Source organism: Variovorax stachyos, assembly GCF_051400855.1.
Classification (GTDB): Bacteria; Pseudomonadota; Gammaproteobacteria; order Burkholderiales; family Burkholderiaceae_C; genus Variovorax.
In genome coordinates, this window is record NZ_JBLFFN010000004.1 from 85,888 (window position 1) to 99,384 (window position 13,497).

At 66.4% G+C, this 13,497-nt stretch carries 11 protein-coding genes; 5 read left to right on the forward strand and 6 right to left on the reverse strand.

Translation table 11 applies throughout. The features are described from left to right. Positions 1-28 precede the first annotated feature (28 nt). A complete protein-coding gene (gene ypfJ, locus ACMGEZ_RS08680; RefSeq protein ID WP_436821859.1) occupies positions 29-910 on the forward strand; it encodes a KPN_02809 family neutral zinc metallopeptidase in 882 nt (293 codons plus the stop codon). A gap of 94 nt (positions 911-1,004) precedes the next feature. Further along, on the forward strand, positions 1,005-2,477 hold the full coding sequence (locus tag ACMGEZ_RS08685; RefSeq protein ID WP_436821860.1) for a DEAD/DEAH box helicase: 1,473 nt from the start codon (positions 1,005-1,007) through the stop codon (positions 2,475-2,477). 9 nt (positions 2,478-2,486) lie between these two features. Here the strand turns inward: ACMGEZ_RS08685 and ACMGEZ_RS08690 are convergent, their stop codons facing one another. Next, positions 2,487-3,329 carry a symmetrical bis(5'-nucleosyl)-tetraphosphatase gene (locus tag ACMGEZ_RS08690; RefSeq protein WP_436821861.1) on the reverse strand — a complete coding sequence of 281 codons (843 nt, stop codon included), beginning with the start codon at positions 3,327-3,329 and terminating at the stop codon, positions 2,487-2,489. A gap of 24 nt (positions 3,330-3,353) precedes the next feature. Here ACMGEZ_RS08690 and ACMGEZ_RS08695 point away from each other — a divergent pair, with 24 nt between their 5' ends. Beyond that, positions 3,354-4,670 (forward strand): hemolysin family protein, encoded by a 1,317-nt coding sequence (locus tag ACMGEZ_RS08695; RefSeq protein ID WP_436821862.1) that lies wholly within the window; start codon positions 3,354-3,356, stop codon positions 4,668-4,670. 43 nt (positions 4,671-4,713) lie between these two features. Here ACMGEZ_RS08695 and ACMGEZ_RS08700 read toward each other — a convergent pair whose 3' ends face one another. Next, positions 4,714-5,205: a thermonuclease family protein gene (locus tag ACMGEZ_RS08700; protein WP_436821863.1), complete on the reverse strand. Its 492-nt coding sequence runs from the start codon at positions 5,203-5,205 to the stop codon at positions 4,714-4,716. Positions 5,206-5,459: 254 nt separating this feature from the next. Here ACMGEZ_RS08700 and ACMGEZ_RS08705 point away from each other — a divergent pair, with 254 nt between their 5' ends. Continuing rightward, positions 5,460-6,104: a hypothetical protein gene (locus tag ACMGEZ_RS08705; protein WP_436821864.1), complete on the forward strand. Its 645-nt coding sequence runs from the start codon at positions 5,460-5,462 to the stop codon at positions 6,102-6,104. A gap of 37 nt (positions 6,105-6,141) precedes the next feature. Here the strand turns inward: ACMGEZ_RS08705 and ACMGEZ_RS08710 are convergent, their stop codons facing one another. From ACMGEZ_RS08710 to gcl, 4 genes are all read right to left on the reverse strand, one after another. Continuing rightward, positions 6,142-8,802 carry a hypothetical protein gene (locus ACMGEZ_RS08710; RefSeq protein WP_436821865.1) on the reverse strand — a complete coding sequence of 887 codons (2,661 nt, stop codon included), beginning with the start codon at positions 8,800-8,802 and terminating at the stop codon, positions 6,142-6,144. 129 nt (positions 8,803-8,931) lie between these two features. After that, on the reverse strand, positions 8,932-9,834 hold the full coding sequence (locus ACMGEZ_RS08715; RefSeq protein WP_436821866.1) for a 2-hydroxy-3-oxopropionate reductase: 903 nt from the start codon (positions 9,832-9,834) through the stop codon (positions 8,932-8,934). A gap of 31 nt (positions 9,835-9,865) precedes the next feature. Continuing rightward, on the reverse strand, positions 9,866-10,645 hold the full coding sequence (gene hyi, locus ACMGEZ_RS08720) for a hydroxypyruvate isomerase (RefSeq protein ID WP_436821867.1): 780 nt from the start codon (positions 10,643-10,645) through the stop codon (positions 9,866-9,868). 19 nt (positions 10,646-10,664) lie between these two features. Next, positions 10,665-12,458: a glyoxylate carboligase gene (gene gcl, locus ACMGEZ_RS08725; RefSeq protein ID WP_436821868.1), complete on the reverse strand. Its 1,794-nt coding sequence runs from the start codon at positions 12,456-12,458 to the stop codon at positions 10,665-10,667. A 111-nt stretch (positions 12,459-12,569) separates the two neighbouring features. Here gcl and ACMGEZ_RS08730 point away from each other — a divergent pair, with 111 nt between their 5' ends. After that, positions 12,570-13,472, forward strand: a complete 903-nt coding sequence (locus ACMGEZ_RS08730) for a LysR family transcriptional regulator (protein WP_436821869.1) — start codon at positions 12,570-12,572, stop codon at positions 13,470-13,472. Positions 13,473-13,497: the final 25 nt, after the last annotated feature.

Genomic DNA, 13,497 nt, shown 5'->3' on the forward strand with positions numbered 1-13,497 from the left:
GCCGTCGCGGGCGGCAAGGAGACGCGTCATGAGATGGGAAGGCAACGAACAATCGGACAACGTCGAGGACCGCCGCAGCGGAGGTGGCGGGGGCTTCGGCGGCTTACCGATCGGGGGGCGCAGCGTCGGGCTTGGCACCATCGCGATCGCCGTGATCGCGGGGTGGATCTTCGGCATCAACCCGCTCACCCTGCTGGGGCTGATGAGCGGCGGCGAGCCGCCGGCCCAGGTGCAGCAGCAGGGCCCGGCCCAGAAGCCGCCCGCCGAGGACCGCGAGGCCGCCTTCGTCTCCACCGTGCTGCGCAACACCGAGGTGGTGTGGAGCGACATCTTCCGGCAGAACGGCAGCACCTACACGCCCACGCGCCTGGTGCTGTTCCGCGGCGCCACGCCCACGGCCTGCGGCGCCGGCCAGGCCGCCATGGGCCCCTTCTATTGCCCGGGGGACAAGAAGGTCTACATCGACCTGAGCTTCTACGACACCCTCTCGCGCCAGCTGGGCGCGCCGGGCGAGTTCGCCCGCGCCTACGTGATTGCGCACGAGGTGGGCCACCATGTGCAGGACGTGCTGGGCGTCACCGGCAAGGTCGACCAGATGCGTGGCCGCCTGAGCCAGGCGCAGAACAATGCGCTGAGCGTGCGGGTCGAGCTGCAAGCCGACTGCTTTGCGGGCGTCTGGGCTCACCATTCGCAGGAATCGAAGCGCTGGCTGGACCCGGGCGACATCGAGGCCGCGATGAACGCGGCCGCCAAGATCGGCGACGACGCACTTCAGCGCTCGGCCGGCCGGGCCGTGGTCCCCGACAGCTTCACCCATGGCTCCAGCGCGCAGCGCCAGCGCTGGTTCGGCGCCGGCTACAAGAGCGGCAAGATCCAGGATTGCGACACCTTCGCCGCGAAAAGCCTTTGAGACGGAGCTCCGGCGCTATCCAAAAGAGAGCAAGGGGGCCAGTCACCGCACTGTCATCCCCGTCTTTTGCCGCAGTGCGACAATAGCGGGCTTCATGACCAGTTCCTTTTCCAATCTTTCCCTGGCCGAACCGCTGGCGCGCGCGGTGGCCGAAATGGGCTACGAGAGCATGACGCCGATCCAGGAGCAGGCCATTCCGGTGGTGCTTGCGGGTCAGGACGTGATGGGCGCCGCGCAGACCGGCACCGGCAAGACGGCCGCCTTCTCGCTGCCCCTGCTCCAGCGCATGCTCAAGCACGAGAACAGCTCGACCTCGCCGGCGCGCCACCCGGTGCGTGCGCTGGTGCTGCTGCCCACGCGCGAGCTGGCCGACCAGGTGGCGCAGCAGGTCAAGCTCTACGCCAAGTACACCAACCTGCGAAGCGCGGTTGTGTTCGGCGGCATCGACATGAAGCCGCAGACGCTGGAGCTCAAGAAAGGCGTCGAAGTCCTGGTGGCCACGCCGGGCCGGCTGCTGGACCACATCGAGGCCAAGAACGCGGTACTCAACCAGGTCGAGTACGTGGTGCTCGACGAGGCTGACCGCATGCTGGACATCGGCTTCCTCCCTGACCTGCAGCGCATCCTTTCGTACCTGCCCAAGCAGCGCACCACGCTGCTGTTCTCGGCCACCTTCTCGCCCGAGATCAAGCGCCTGGCCGGCAGCTACCTGCAGAACCCGGTCACCATCGAGGTGGCGCGCCCGAACGAAACGGCCTCCACCGTCGAGCAGCATTTCTACAGCGTGAGCGACGACGACAAGCGCCGCGCGCTGAAGCAGATACTGAGGCAGCGTGGCCTCAAGCAAGCCTTCGTTTTCGTCAACAGCAAGCTGGGCTGTGCGCGGCTCGCCCGCTCGCTGGAGCGCGAAGGGCTCAACACCACGGCACTGCACGGCGACAAGAGCCAGGACGAACGCCTGAAGGCGCTGGCTGCGTTCAAGGCCGGCGAGGTCGACCTGCTGGTGGCCACCGACGTGGCGGCGCGCGGCCTCGACATCAAGGACGTGCCGGCGGTCTTCAACTTCGACATCCCCTTCAACGCCGAAGACTACGTGCACCGCATCGGCCGCACCGGCCGCGCCGGCGCCTCGGGACTGGCGGTGAGCTTCGCGAGCGGTGGCAACGATGTGCGCCTGGTGGCCGACATCGAGAAGCTGATCAAGAAGAAGATCGAGCTGGAGCCCGTGGAGTTCGAGGAAGACCGTCCGCGCGGGCGCATCAACGACGGCCGCCGCCACTGGCGTGACGAGGGCGAGGCCGGCGACGCGCGCGACGTGCTCGACCAGCCGCGCGAGCGCACCGGCGAAGCCCGCTTCGGACGCGGCACACGGCCGCACCGCGCACCCGCGGCGCCGCGCGACCCCTTCTTCGAGAAGCCCTACGAGAGCCCCGAGCGCGAGGCCGCGCCTTCCTGGGAGGCTGCCGCCAAGGCAACGCCCGCCCGCGGCCTCTCGAGCAACATCAAGAGCAAGCGCAAGGTCCCGGCGCTGTTCAAGGCCGCCGCTTCGGAGCCGCAGCCGGGCTGAACCCGGCGCTCAGCCGGGCTTCTGCGCCTGCGCACAGCGCACCTGGATCAGCTCGCGATCCGCGGTCGTTGCGCCAATGCGTACCGCGCTCAGGCAACCGCCCCAGACACAGCCCGTGTCCGTCGACAGCAGGTCGGGCCGCGAGAGCCAGCCGAGCGTGGACCAGTGGCCGAAGGCGACCGTGAGATTCGCGGTGCGCCGCCCGGGCACGTCGAACCAGGGCATGAAGCCCGCGGGTGCGGCGGCTGATCCGTCCTTGGTCTCGAACTCCATCACGCCCACCGCGCTGCAGAAGCGCAGCCGCGTCAGCGCATTGACAATGACGCGCAGGCGCGCGCTGCCGCTGAGCGCATCGCTCCACTGCGCGGGCTCGTTGCCGTACATGGTCTGCAGGAACTCCGTCCAGGCGGGACCGCGCAGCACTGATTCGAGCTCTGCCGCCAGCGCCAGCGTATCCGCAAGGCTCCATTGCGGCAGCACGCCCGCATGCACCATCAGCAGCTCGCCATCGGCCAGTTCGCGATGCAATGCCATGGGCTGCCGGCGCAGCCAGTCGAGCAGGGCCTCGCGGTCGGGTGCGGCCAGCACCTCGTCGAGCGTGTCCTTGCGGCCGCGCTTGCGCGCGCCCTGGGCCACGCCCAGCAGGTGCAGGTCATGGTTGCCCAGCAGGCTCTGCGCCGCGCCGTCCAGTCGCTGCACGCGCCGCAGCACGGCCAGCGAGTCGGGGCCGCGGTTGACCAGGTCGCCCAGCAGCACGAGCTGATCGCGGCTGGGGGAGAAAGCGATGTGGTCGAGCAGGCGGGCCAGGGGCTCGTCGCAGCCCTGCACGTCGCCGATCAAGTAAAGTGCCATGGGTCCCCATTCTCCCCCGCCTCCATGGATGTTTTTCTCCTGGCCTTGCTGACCACGCTCAACGCGGCGTTCGCAATGTCCGAAATGGCCCTGTCCACCAGCCGCCGGGCGCGCTTGGCCGCCTTGGCTGAAACGGGGGACACCGGCGCGGCGGCCGCGCTGGACCTGATGGAGTCGCCCACGCAGTTCCTCTCGACCGTGCAGATCGGTATCACCTCGATCGGCATGCTGAGCGGCATCGTCGGCGAGGCCGCCTTCGCCGGGCCGCTGGCCCTCTGGATGGAGGGCGTGGGCATGGGCCCGGGGGCGGCCAGCTTCTTGTCCACCGCCGTGGTGGTGAGCTGCATCACCTTCTTCACCATCATCTTCGGCGAGTTGGTGCCCAAGCGCATCGGCCAGCTCTATCCCGAGCCGGTGGCACGCCACGTGGCCCGCCCGATGCACATGCTGGCCGCTGCCGCGAAGCCCTTCGTGCTGCTGCTGTCGGGCGCCACGGCTGCCACGCTCAAGCTGCTGCGCATCGACCTGAACGCCGGCCGGATGGTGACCGAGGAGGAGATCTCGGCCAGCCTGGAAGAGGGCGTCGACGCCGGCGTCATCGAGATGCACGAGCACCAGATGGTGCGCAACGTGTTCCACCTGGACGACCGGCGCCTCAGCTCGCTGATGGTGCCGCGCGCCGACATCGACTGGCTGGAGGCTTCCGACAGCGTCGAGGAGGCCCTTCGCAAGGTGTCGGCGGAGGCGGCACGCGATGAGATCCATTCTTGGTACCCGGTATGCCGCGGCTCGCTCGACGACGTGGTGGGCACCATCAGCGTGGCCCGGCTGCTGGCGCTCGGCGTCGCGCACACCCGCACCATCGAAGAAGAGGCGCAGCCGGCGATCTTCGTGCCCGAGACCCTCACCGGCATGGAGCTGCTCGAGCAGTTCCGCGCGCGCGCCGCGCGCCTGGTGTTCGTCGTGGACGAGTACGGCGTGGTGCAGGGTTTGATGACGCCGGGCGACCTGCTCGAAGCCATCACCGGCGAGCTGCAGACCGCTACCCAGGGCGACGCGTGGGCCCACAAGCGGCCCGATGGCGTGTGGGAACTCGACGGCCTGATGCCGGTGGCCGAGCTGCGTGCGCGCCTGGGCATCCGCGAACTGCCCGACGAGGACCGCGGCCGCTACAACACGGTGGCCGGGTTGCTGATCTTCGTGGCAGGCCACCTGCCCGAGGTGGACGAGGAGATCGATTGCGAGGGCTGGCGCTTCCGGATCGTGGCGCTCGACGGCAAGCGCATCGACCGGGTGGTGGCTCGGTCGACGGCCGCGGTGGCCCAGAACGCGGCGGCCTGAGGACAGCGGCGCCGGCGGAATCGTGAGCGAAGGCCTCCGCGGTTCAGCGGGGCCGCGGATGCTCGGCGCGCCATCTCCAGGGCGGCACCGGGCGCTGATCGGCCCACAGCCCGGCGCGGCGAGCCTTGGCCTCGGACTCGGCGAACGCGTACTGGCCGCGCTCGGCGGGGCTTTGTTCGCCGGCATGGGTGCGCGACCACCAGGCCATTCCAACGGTGAGCATCGCGAGGCCGACGTCCAGCGTTTTCGCACAGGGGGCTTCGCTGCAGCTGTCCGGTGCAACCTGCACGCGGCAGATGCGACGGTGATAGCGGTCCTCGTCGAGTTTGCAGTCCAGCCGCGCCGTCTTGCGATAGGCCATCCGCGACAGCGCCTCCTTGGCCCGCCGCCCGAAAGGCTGGTTCAGCTCCGGCGCATCGATGGCATGCAGCCGCACGGTGAGCTGGCGAAAGGAGCCAGGCTCGCCGCAACGGACCTTGAGGGTGTCACCGTCGCTGATGGCGACGACCAGACAGAAGAGGGCGGCGGAAAGCATGAGGCCAAAGCGGTCCATCCTAAAGGCTCTGATCGGGCCGGCTCCGGTGCGACCGCTCGCCGCTGGAGATCCGCCACCTGCGACCACTTCACCTTTCGCGACGGCCTCATCCAGCTCAAGAACTCCTGGCGCAAGGCCCGCGGCTGACCCGCGGACCTGTGGCGCGAACGCCCCGGCCGACCAAAAGTAGCTTGGGAAAGTAACTATTTGTGTGATTCAATCGGCGCCGGAGTAGAGGACCGTCGAGGACATCCATGAAAAGACTGCTGTGCATCTTCTGCATTGCCGCCCTGGTGGCCGGCTGCGCCACCCGCCCCAACGAGGGCCCCGGTTCAGGTTCCGGCGCGGACTACGTGCCCGCCGTTCAGGCGCCGGCCAACAACCCTGGCGCCTACGAACAGGACCTGGCCCGGTGCCGCGCCTCGGCTGCCACCATCCCGTTCCGGGCCAGCCAGCATGACGATGCGCTCGTCGTGCTCGACACCGGCGTGGTCGGCGCCGGCTGGATGGCCGGCATCCCGACGCTGAGCGGTATCGCGGTGGTCGGCGGCCTCTATGCCTTCAACAAGGCCGTCTACACCCCCGAGCGCCGCGTCTGGCATGCCAAGCAGGAAACCGCCATGGTCAACTGCCTGGCGCAGAAGGGCTACGTCAACACCGACCCCAGCGTGCGCGTGACCTGGGTGCCGCCCGGGCAACGCTTTGCGCAGCCGGCGCTGCGCAGCACCGGGCGTGACACCTACAGCGCCGAGCAGCTCGCCAAGGCCCGCCGCTGCAGCGTGCTGCCCATGGCCACCTTGGTGGAGAAGGGCCCGGGCTACGAGCGCCACAGCATCCCGTGCAGCAATGGCCAGACGATGGCCGTGCGCTGCGAGTTCGGGAACTGCCGGGCGGGGTAGCGGGCGCCGATTTCGCCGCACAGTAGAGTCAGGCGGCTCATTGCTCCCATACCCGGGGTGTCGGGATTGCCCCGAGTTCGATGTCCTCATCGGAATCGGGGATGTGCTCGTATGTGGAGTCGGAATCAGTTTCCGATACGGCGTCGGAATCGGACACCGTTTCGCTAATGCCTCGATCGTCGGGCTCGTACCTTTCGGTTCTCGGTGTGAAGGGATCTTGAGTCTCCTGACGCCCTTGCAGAGGGGGAAGGGTTCTTTCGGCTCCCGGTCGGTAGACCCCCCCTCCGCGTGCGCCTTCGCTGTGCATCAAGATCAGCGCCCAATAGACCATGAAGATGCCGAACCCCGCCATCAGGTTCCAGATCGTCAGTTGGGTGTTCTCGTCGCTGTCCTTGATCCTGTCCCCCATCAAGCCATCCATCAAGACCAGGAGAGCGAAGACGGCGCCGAGCGCACTCTGGCGGGCGCTATCGGTGACGAGCAGTTGCCTGCCTAAGCGCTCGACCGCCTCCATGGTCGAGCTCACATTGGTGGGCTGAAACCGAATTCCAATGCGAATCCCTTCGGTTTTTTCGCGCCTCTTGTCAGCAACTTCCTCTACCAGTTGCGTCAGAAGGTCGGAGGGGAGAGTTGCCGGTTTCTCCTTGAACATCGACGCCAGCACGTCCTGCTCGACGGGGGTGAGCGAACCCGGGAGATAAAGTCTCACCAACTCGTACGAGTACAGCTCTCTAACGATCTCTTCGTGTTCCTCTGGCCGCAAATCGTCGTGCAATCGGCATATGTGCCTGATCATCTTGTCAAAGCGAGTGAAGTCCAGTGTGCTCTTCACATCGGATCGCAGAGCGGATATCGGACGCAATCTTGCGGGCTTCTGATCGGTGCTGATGAATTCGTGTGCGAGGAGCTTCAGCAGGTCCTGGTCTGCGCCGAGCTCGCTCGGGTCTGCATGCCGCAGCCGTTGCCAGCTTTGCTGGTACCCGTCGACTGTTTCCTGGAGCTCTGCCAAATCTCGGCGTTGCGCCTCGTTGATCCGACTGTTGTCGAGCCTTCTCAGTCGATCCAGCTCACGTGTCTTCTTGTAGACGCCAAGCGCTACTTCAATGGATTTCAGATGAGCCAGCTGCTCCGCGCTATAGCAGTCCGGGTCTCTGCTCAATGCCTCCCACATTTGCCCCAATATTTGTGTGTTTCGATATACCCGAAGCTCCTTCCGAAGATCTTCCAGGTATTGCCGGTTCGCCTTGTCAAGCTGATCCTTGTCGAGATTCCTCATGCGCTGAAACTCTCGTTGATACAGCTCGAGGTTCTTGTCGTCGATCTTTTTCTGGCGTTCTTTGCGAGGTGTCTCCAGCAGGACCTTGGCCAACTCGGTCAGCTCGCCGATGTACTTCGAGTGGGCGGCCTCGACTTGCATGTTGACCGCCTCCTTTTTCCGGTATTCCCTGGTCTGGATCCACCTCAGGATGGTCGGCAGGATCAAGTCGTCCCCAACCTCGACAGCGGCCCACGTCAGGGCGCTCCCCAAGGAGGCGGGAAGATCCAGGACAGCGTTCTGGAGGGCTGCAAGATGTTCCGGCATCATCCTTTCGGTTTCGTTTCCTGTGCGAGGGAGGGCACCGGCGCCGGCGGTTGGCAGTGTTTTGCCGATGAGCATTCCCGCAAACGCGTTGATCAACGAGTAGATGCCTCCCGCTCCGAGTACGCCGAGCTTCGAAATTGATTCGACGTTGTCCGAAAAAGGGAACCAGAAGTTCAAGCCATCGCGAAGGAGGCAGTAGATAGCCACAGGCGAAAGCTTTGCAGCCAATGTGCCCAGCACGTCGGTTTCGTAGCAGGCCAGCAGCAGGCCTAGGTACAGCATTCCCAGCCACAGGCGCGAAACGACGCTGGTCGGGTTGGCGGTGCCCAGAACGCCGGAGAGGATGCCACCCAGAACGTTCAATGTAGGGGCAAGGATGAGCGCCAGAATGCCCGCGATGCGCAGCGAGCCTTCCTGGCCGCCAAGCGCAGCGGCCTTGCTCACCTCGAACTCGACGGCATCTTCAACGAGTTTGGCCAGAACCATGATGAATACGGTATGCACCAGCACATTGGCCGTATTGGCGGCCCGTCGGCCGGCGTCGCTGCGGAAGTCGTTGCGGCAGACCGCCCCGAGATGGTTGATCAGCATGCAGCGCCGTTCCTGCTTGGCCTCGGGCCCATCTCCTTGATGGTTCGCGACCGCCGCTTGCATGCATTCCATGATGTGCTGGACATCGGCGGACAGCGTTTCGTTGTCTGAAAGATCTGGCTTGCCATGGCCATCGGGATGGGCGACCAGGCCTCTTGCATGGGCCGTGATCAGGTTGATTGCCCGAATGTCCTGCTGAGGCAGTTCCTGCTGCACCTTCCGGAGGGCGCGCGGCAGGTTCTTCGAGGCGATGCGATGGATCGCCGGCAACGCCGACTGTCTGGTCAGACCACGCTCTCTGCCACGCTCTCTGGCGGCAATGCGTTTGTCGAATGTCTTCTTGACATCTTCGATGTCGAACGTCAGTGCAGGGATCTCGGGTCTTGCCGGGATCTCGTCCGTTGGAAGACCGCCCCCGCCTTGTGGACCTGTGGGTGGCACCTTGGGTGGCACCTTGGGCGGGGTATCGGTGCTATAGGAGTGGGAGTTGCTACTGCTCAGGCTGCTGCTGGAGCTGCGTTGCATGGAGGGCCTTCCTGATTGTGGGAAAGGCCGTGTCTAACCCCAACGCGCAAGCTGGTCAAAATTTGTCGCAACTTTGTCGCGCTTTGTCGCGGCTTGTCGCGAACCCGGGCGCACCAGCGTGCGCCCTGCTCAGTCCCCGCGCGCGACCGGATGCTGCGCCAAGGCCTCCAATGCCAGCACCAGGGCCGAATGATCATCCTGCCCATGGCCCAATGCCGCGCATGCATTCATCAACTGCGCCGCCCCTGCGGTCTGCGGCAGCGCAACCCCCAGCGAGCGCGCGCTCTGCATCGCAAGATTCAAATCCTTCTGATGCAGCGAGATTCGGAAGCCCGGCGCGAAGGTGCGCTTGATCATCCGCTCCCCATGCACCTCGAGGATGCGCGACGAGGCGAAGCCGCCCATCAACGCCTGCCGCACCTTGGCCGGGTCCGCGCCGGCCTTGCTGGCGAAGACCAGCGCCTCGCCCACGGCCGCGATGTTCAGCGCCACGATGATCTGGTTGGCCACCTTGCACACCTGGCCGTCGCCCGCGGCGCCGACCAGCGTGACGTTCTTGCCCATCTTCTCGAGCAGGGGCCGCACGCGCCCGAAGACGCCTTCGTCGCCGCCGCACATGATGGTCAGGCTGGCCGCCTTGGCGCCCACCTCGCCGCCCGAGACCGGCGCATCGACATAGCCGCAACCCAGTTCCTCGATGCGCTTCGCGAAGCCCCTGGTCGCGATCGGATCGATGGAACTGCAGTCCACCACGGTCTTGCCCCTGGTCAACGCGGAGGCCACGCCGTTCTCTCCGAACAGCACCTTCTCCACGTCCGGCGTGTCGGGGACCATGATGAAGATCACGTCGGCCTGCTTCGTGACCTCGGCGGCGGAGCTGCACACGGTGGCGCGCGAGCTGAAGGGCTCGGGCACCGGCCCGTGCGTGTGGACGAAGAGCGTGTGGCCTGCTTCGAGCAAATGGCCGGCCATGGGGGCGCCCATGATGCCGAGGCCGATGAAACCGATCTTCTGGGATGCCGTAGCGGACATGCGATGAATTCCTTGTCTAGTGTGTCTGTCGTTATTGGGTGAGGGTGGTCCGCCAGCCGAGGCCGTCGAAGGTGTCGCTCTTCGGCTTGTATTCGCAGCCGATCCAGCCGGTGTAGCCGGCCCCATCGATGTGCTTGAAGAGCCACGGGTAGTTGATCTCCCCCGTGCCCGGCTCGCCACGGCCCGGGTTGTCGGCCAGCTGGATATGGCCGATGCGGGCCATGTTCTTCGTGATGGTGGCGGCCAGTTCGCCTTCCATGCGCTGCGCGTGGTAGATGTCGTATTGCAGCAGCAGGTTGGGCGAACCCACTTCGTCGATGATCGACAGCGCCTGGTCGGTGCGCGTCAGGAAGAAGCCGGGAATGTCGAAGTGGTTGATGGGCTCGATCAGCAGCATGATCCCGGCGCTCTGCAGCTCGCGGGCGGCGAAGCGCAGGTTCTCGACCGCAACCCGGCGTGCGTCCTCCGCGCTCACGCCCGCGGGCAGCTTGCCCAGCAGGCAGTTGAGCTTGGGGCAGCCCAGCGCAGTGGCGTAGTCGATGGCCATGCCAACGCCCTCGCGGAACTCGCTCACGCGATCGGGGTGGCAGGCGATGCCGCGCTCGCCACCTTCCCAGTTGCCGGCGGGCAGGTTGTGCAGCACCTGCTGCAGGCCGTTGGTGCGCAGCGCGGCGGCGAGCTCCTTCTTGTCGAAGGGGTAGGGGAACAGGTACTCGACGGCCTTGAAGCCTGCCTTGGCGGCGGCCTCGAAGCGCTGCATGAAGGGCAGCTCGGTGAAGAGCATCGTCAGGTTGGCGGCGAAACGCGGCATCTCGTGTGTCTCCTCTGAATCAATCGAGCATCGCGGCGGCGACGGCAGTCGGGGCGTCCTCGGCGCTCTCGGCCAGCGCCTCGAACTCGTTGATGGCATCGATCTCGGTGCCCATCGCGATGTTGGTCACGCGCTCCAGCATCACCTCGATCACCACCGGCACGCCGAACTCGACCATCAGCTGCTCGGCGCGCTCGATGGCTGGCTTCATCTCTTCCTGCTTGTAGACGCGCAGCGCCTTGCAGCCCAGGCCCTCGACCACCTTCAGGTGATCGACGCCGTAGTCGCGCTCGATGCCGCTCTGCTCCGTGGCGTTGATGTTCTCGAAGCCCAGCTGCACGCAGTAGTCCATCTCGAAGCCGCGCTGCGCCTGGCGGATCAGGCCGAGGTAGGAGTTGTTGACCACGATGTGGATGTAGGGCAGCTTGAACTGCGCGCCCACGGCCAGCTCCTCGATCATGAACTGGAAGTCGTAGTCGCCCGAGAGCGCGACGATCTTGCGCGACGGGTCGGCAGCACGCACGCCGAGCGCGGCGGGAATGGTCCAGCCCAGGGGGCCGGCCTGGCCGCAGTTGATCCAGTTTCGCGGGTTGTAGACGTGCAGGAACTGCGCGGCCGCGATCTGCGAGAGCCCGATGGTGCTCACGTAGCAGGTGTCGTTGTCGAAGTTGCGGTTCATGCACTGGTAGACGCGCTGCGGCTTCATCGGCACGTCCGCGAAGTTGGTCTTGCGCAGCATCGTCTTCTTGCGCTCCAGGCACTGGCCTGCCCATTCGCGGCGGCTCGGGAGCTGGCCTTTGGCCTTCATCTCCTCGGCGACTTCGACGAAGAGCTGCAATGCGGCTTTCGCGTCCGAGACGATGCCGAAGTCCGGCGTGAACACACGGCCGATCTGCGTAGGCTCGATGTCCACGTGCACGAAGGTGCGGCCCTTGGTGTAGACCTCGACCGAGCCGGTGTGGCGGTTGGCCCAGCGGTTGCCGATGCCCAGCACGAAGTCGGAAGCGAGCATCGTGGCATTCCCGTAGCGGTGGCTGGTCTGCAGCCCGCACATGCCGGCCATCAGCGGGTGGTTGTCGGGAATGGCGCCCCAGCCCATCAGCGTGGGGATCACCGGGACGCCGGTGACTTCGGCGAAGCGCACCAGCAGCTCGCTCGCATCGGCGTTGATGATGCCGCCGCCGGCCACGATCAGCGGGCGCTCGGCCGCATTCAGCATGGCGATGGCCTTCTCGATCTGGGCACGGGTGGCGGCCGGCTTGTAGGGCGTGAGCGGCTGGTAGGTGTCGATGTCGAACTCGATCTGCGCCATCTGCACGTCGAAGGGCAGGTCGATCAGCACCGGGCCCGGGCGGCCCGAGCGCATCAGGTGGAAGGCCTGCTGGAACACCTGCGGCACCTGGCCCGGCTCGCGCACCGTGACGGACCACTTGGTGACCGGCTTGGAGATCGACTCGATGTCCACCGCCTGGAAGTCTTCCTTGTAGAGCCGCGCGCGCGGCGCCTGGCCGGTGATGCAGAGGATCGGGATCGAGTCCGCCCACGCCGAGTACAGCCCGGTGATCATGTCGGTGCCGGCCGGCCCCGAGGTGCCGATGCACACGCCGATGTTGCCGGCCACCGCGCGGGTGTAGCCCTCGGCCATGTGCGAGGCGCCCTCGACGTGGCGCGCCAGGATGTGCGCGATGCTGCCGTGCTTGCGCAGCGCCGAGTAGAGCGGATTGATGGCGGCGCCGGGCACGCCGAAGGCCTGCGTCACGCCTTCTTTTTCCATCACCAGAACGGCGGCCTGGGCCGCGGTCATCTTTGCCATGTGAAGTCTCCTTGGGATGCCTGGACTTTAGGAATTCGGGGCTCCCGGCAGAAGGCGGCACGGGACCATAAAAGCTATTCCGCGCCGGAATAACTGGCTACGATCAGGCGCATGGACCGACTGCTTGCCATGGAGATGTTCGTTCGCGTGGTGGAGACCGGCAGCTTCTCCAAGGCCGCGCGCGAGTTCAACACCACCCAGCCCACCGTGACCAAGCAGGTCGCGGCCACCGAGGCCCGGCTGAAGGTGCGGCTGCTCAACCGCAACACGCGCGGCGTGAGCCTCACCGAGGCGGGATCGCTCTACTACGACAAGTGCAAGAACATCGTGCGCGAGGCGGAGGAGGCCGAGCACATCGTGCGCCGCCGCGACTCCCAGGCCCAGGGCCTGCTGCGGGTCGGCACCTCGGTCGCCTTCGGCCGGCGCGTGGTGGTGCCGCTGGCGCTGGAGTACATGGCCCGCCATCCGCAGGTGCAGGTGGACCTGAGCTTCGAGGACCGCTACGTGGACCTGATCGCGCAGGGCATCGATGTCGCGGTGCGCATGGGCAAGCTCGCCGATTCCTCGCTGGGCGCGCGCTTCCTCGGCATGAACCCGTGGGTGATCGTGGCGGCGCCGGGCTACCTGAAGAAGCACGGTACGCCGAAGCGCGCGCAGGACCTGAGCGCCCACGTGGCGCTGATCTACAGCAGCGTCGTGGGCGACGATGTCTGGCGCATGCACACGCCCAAGGGCGAGCCGGTGACGGTGCCGGTCACCGGCCGCCTGCGCTCCAACAACCTCTCTGCGGTGCTGGCCGCGGCACGCGAGGGGCTGGGCATCGCGTTGATGCCGCGCTACGTGGCGAGCGACTCGCTGGCGGCGGGGCGGGTGGTGGAGGTGCTGCCGGGGCATGCGCTGCCGGAGCAGGAAATCCATGCGGTCTTCCCGTCGCCGAAGCTGGTGCCGGGAAAGGTGTCGAGCTTCGTGGCGTTTCTGCAGGGGCGTTTCGGCGAGGGGTGGTGGCAGCGCTAGGGCTGTTGACGCCATTCAAGGGGTC

Bases quoted from the DNA above. Each gene is read 5' to 3' on its own strand.
- ypfJ (WP_436821859.1), top strand. From the start codon at position 29: ATGAGATGGGAAGGCAACGAACAATCGGACAACGTCGAGGACCGCCGC.
- ACMGEZ_RS08685 (WP_436821860.1), top strand. From the start codon at position 1,005: ATGACCAGTTCCTTTTCCAATCTTTCCCTGGCCGAACCGCTGGCGCGC.
- ACMGEZ_RS08690 (WP_436821861.1), bottom strand. From the start codon at position 3,329: ATGGCACTTTACTTGATCGGCGACGTGCAGGGCTGCGACGAGCCCCTG.
- ACMGEZ_RS08695 (WP_436821862.1), top strand. From the start codon at position 3,354: ATGGATGTTTTTCTCCTGGCCTTGCTGACCACGCTCAACGCGGCGTTC.
- ACMGEZ_RS08700 (WP_436821863.1), bottom strand. From the start codon at position 5,205: ATGCTTTCCGCCGCCCTCTTCTGTCTGGTCGTCGCCATCAGCGACGGT.
- ACMGEZ_RS08705 (WP_436821864.1), top strand. From the start codon at position 5,460: ATGAAAAGACTGCTGTGCATCTTCTGCATTGCCGCCCTGGTGGCCGGC.
- ACMGEZ_RS08710 (WP_436821865.1), bottom strand. From the start codon at position 8,802: ATGCAACGCAGCTCCAGCAGCAGCCTGAGCAGTAGCAACTCCCACTCC.
- ACMGEZ_RS08715 (WP_436821866.1), bottom strand. From the start codon at position 9,834: ATGTCCGCTACGGCATCCCAGAAGATCGGTTTCATCGGCCTCGGCATC.
- hyi (WP_436821867.1), bottom strand. From the start codon at position 10,645: ATGCCGCGTTTCGCCGCCAACCTGACGATGCTCTTCACCGAGCTGCCC.
- gcl (WP_436821868.1), bottom strand. From the start codon at position 12,458: ATGGCAAAGATGACCGCGGCCCAGGCCGCCGTTCTGGTGATGGAAAAA.
- ACMGEZ_RS08730 (WP_436821869.1), top strand. From the start codon at position 12,570: ATGGACCGACTGCTTGCCATGGAGATGTTCGTTCGCGTGGTGGAGACC.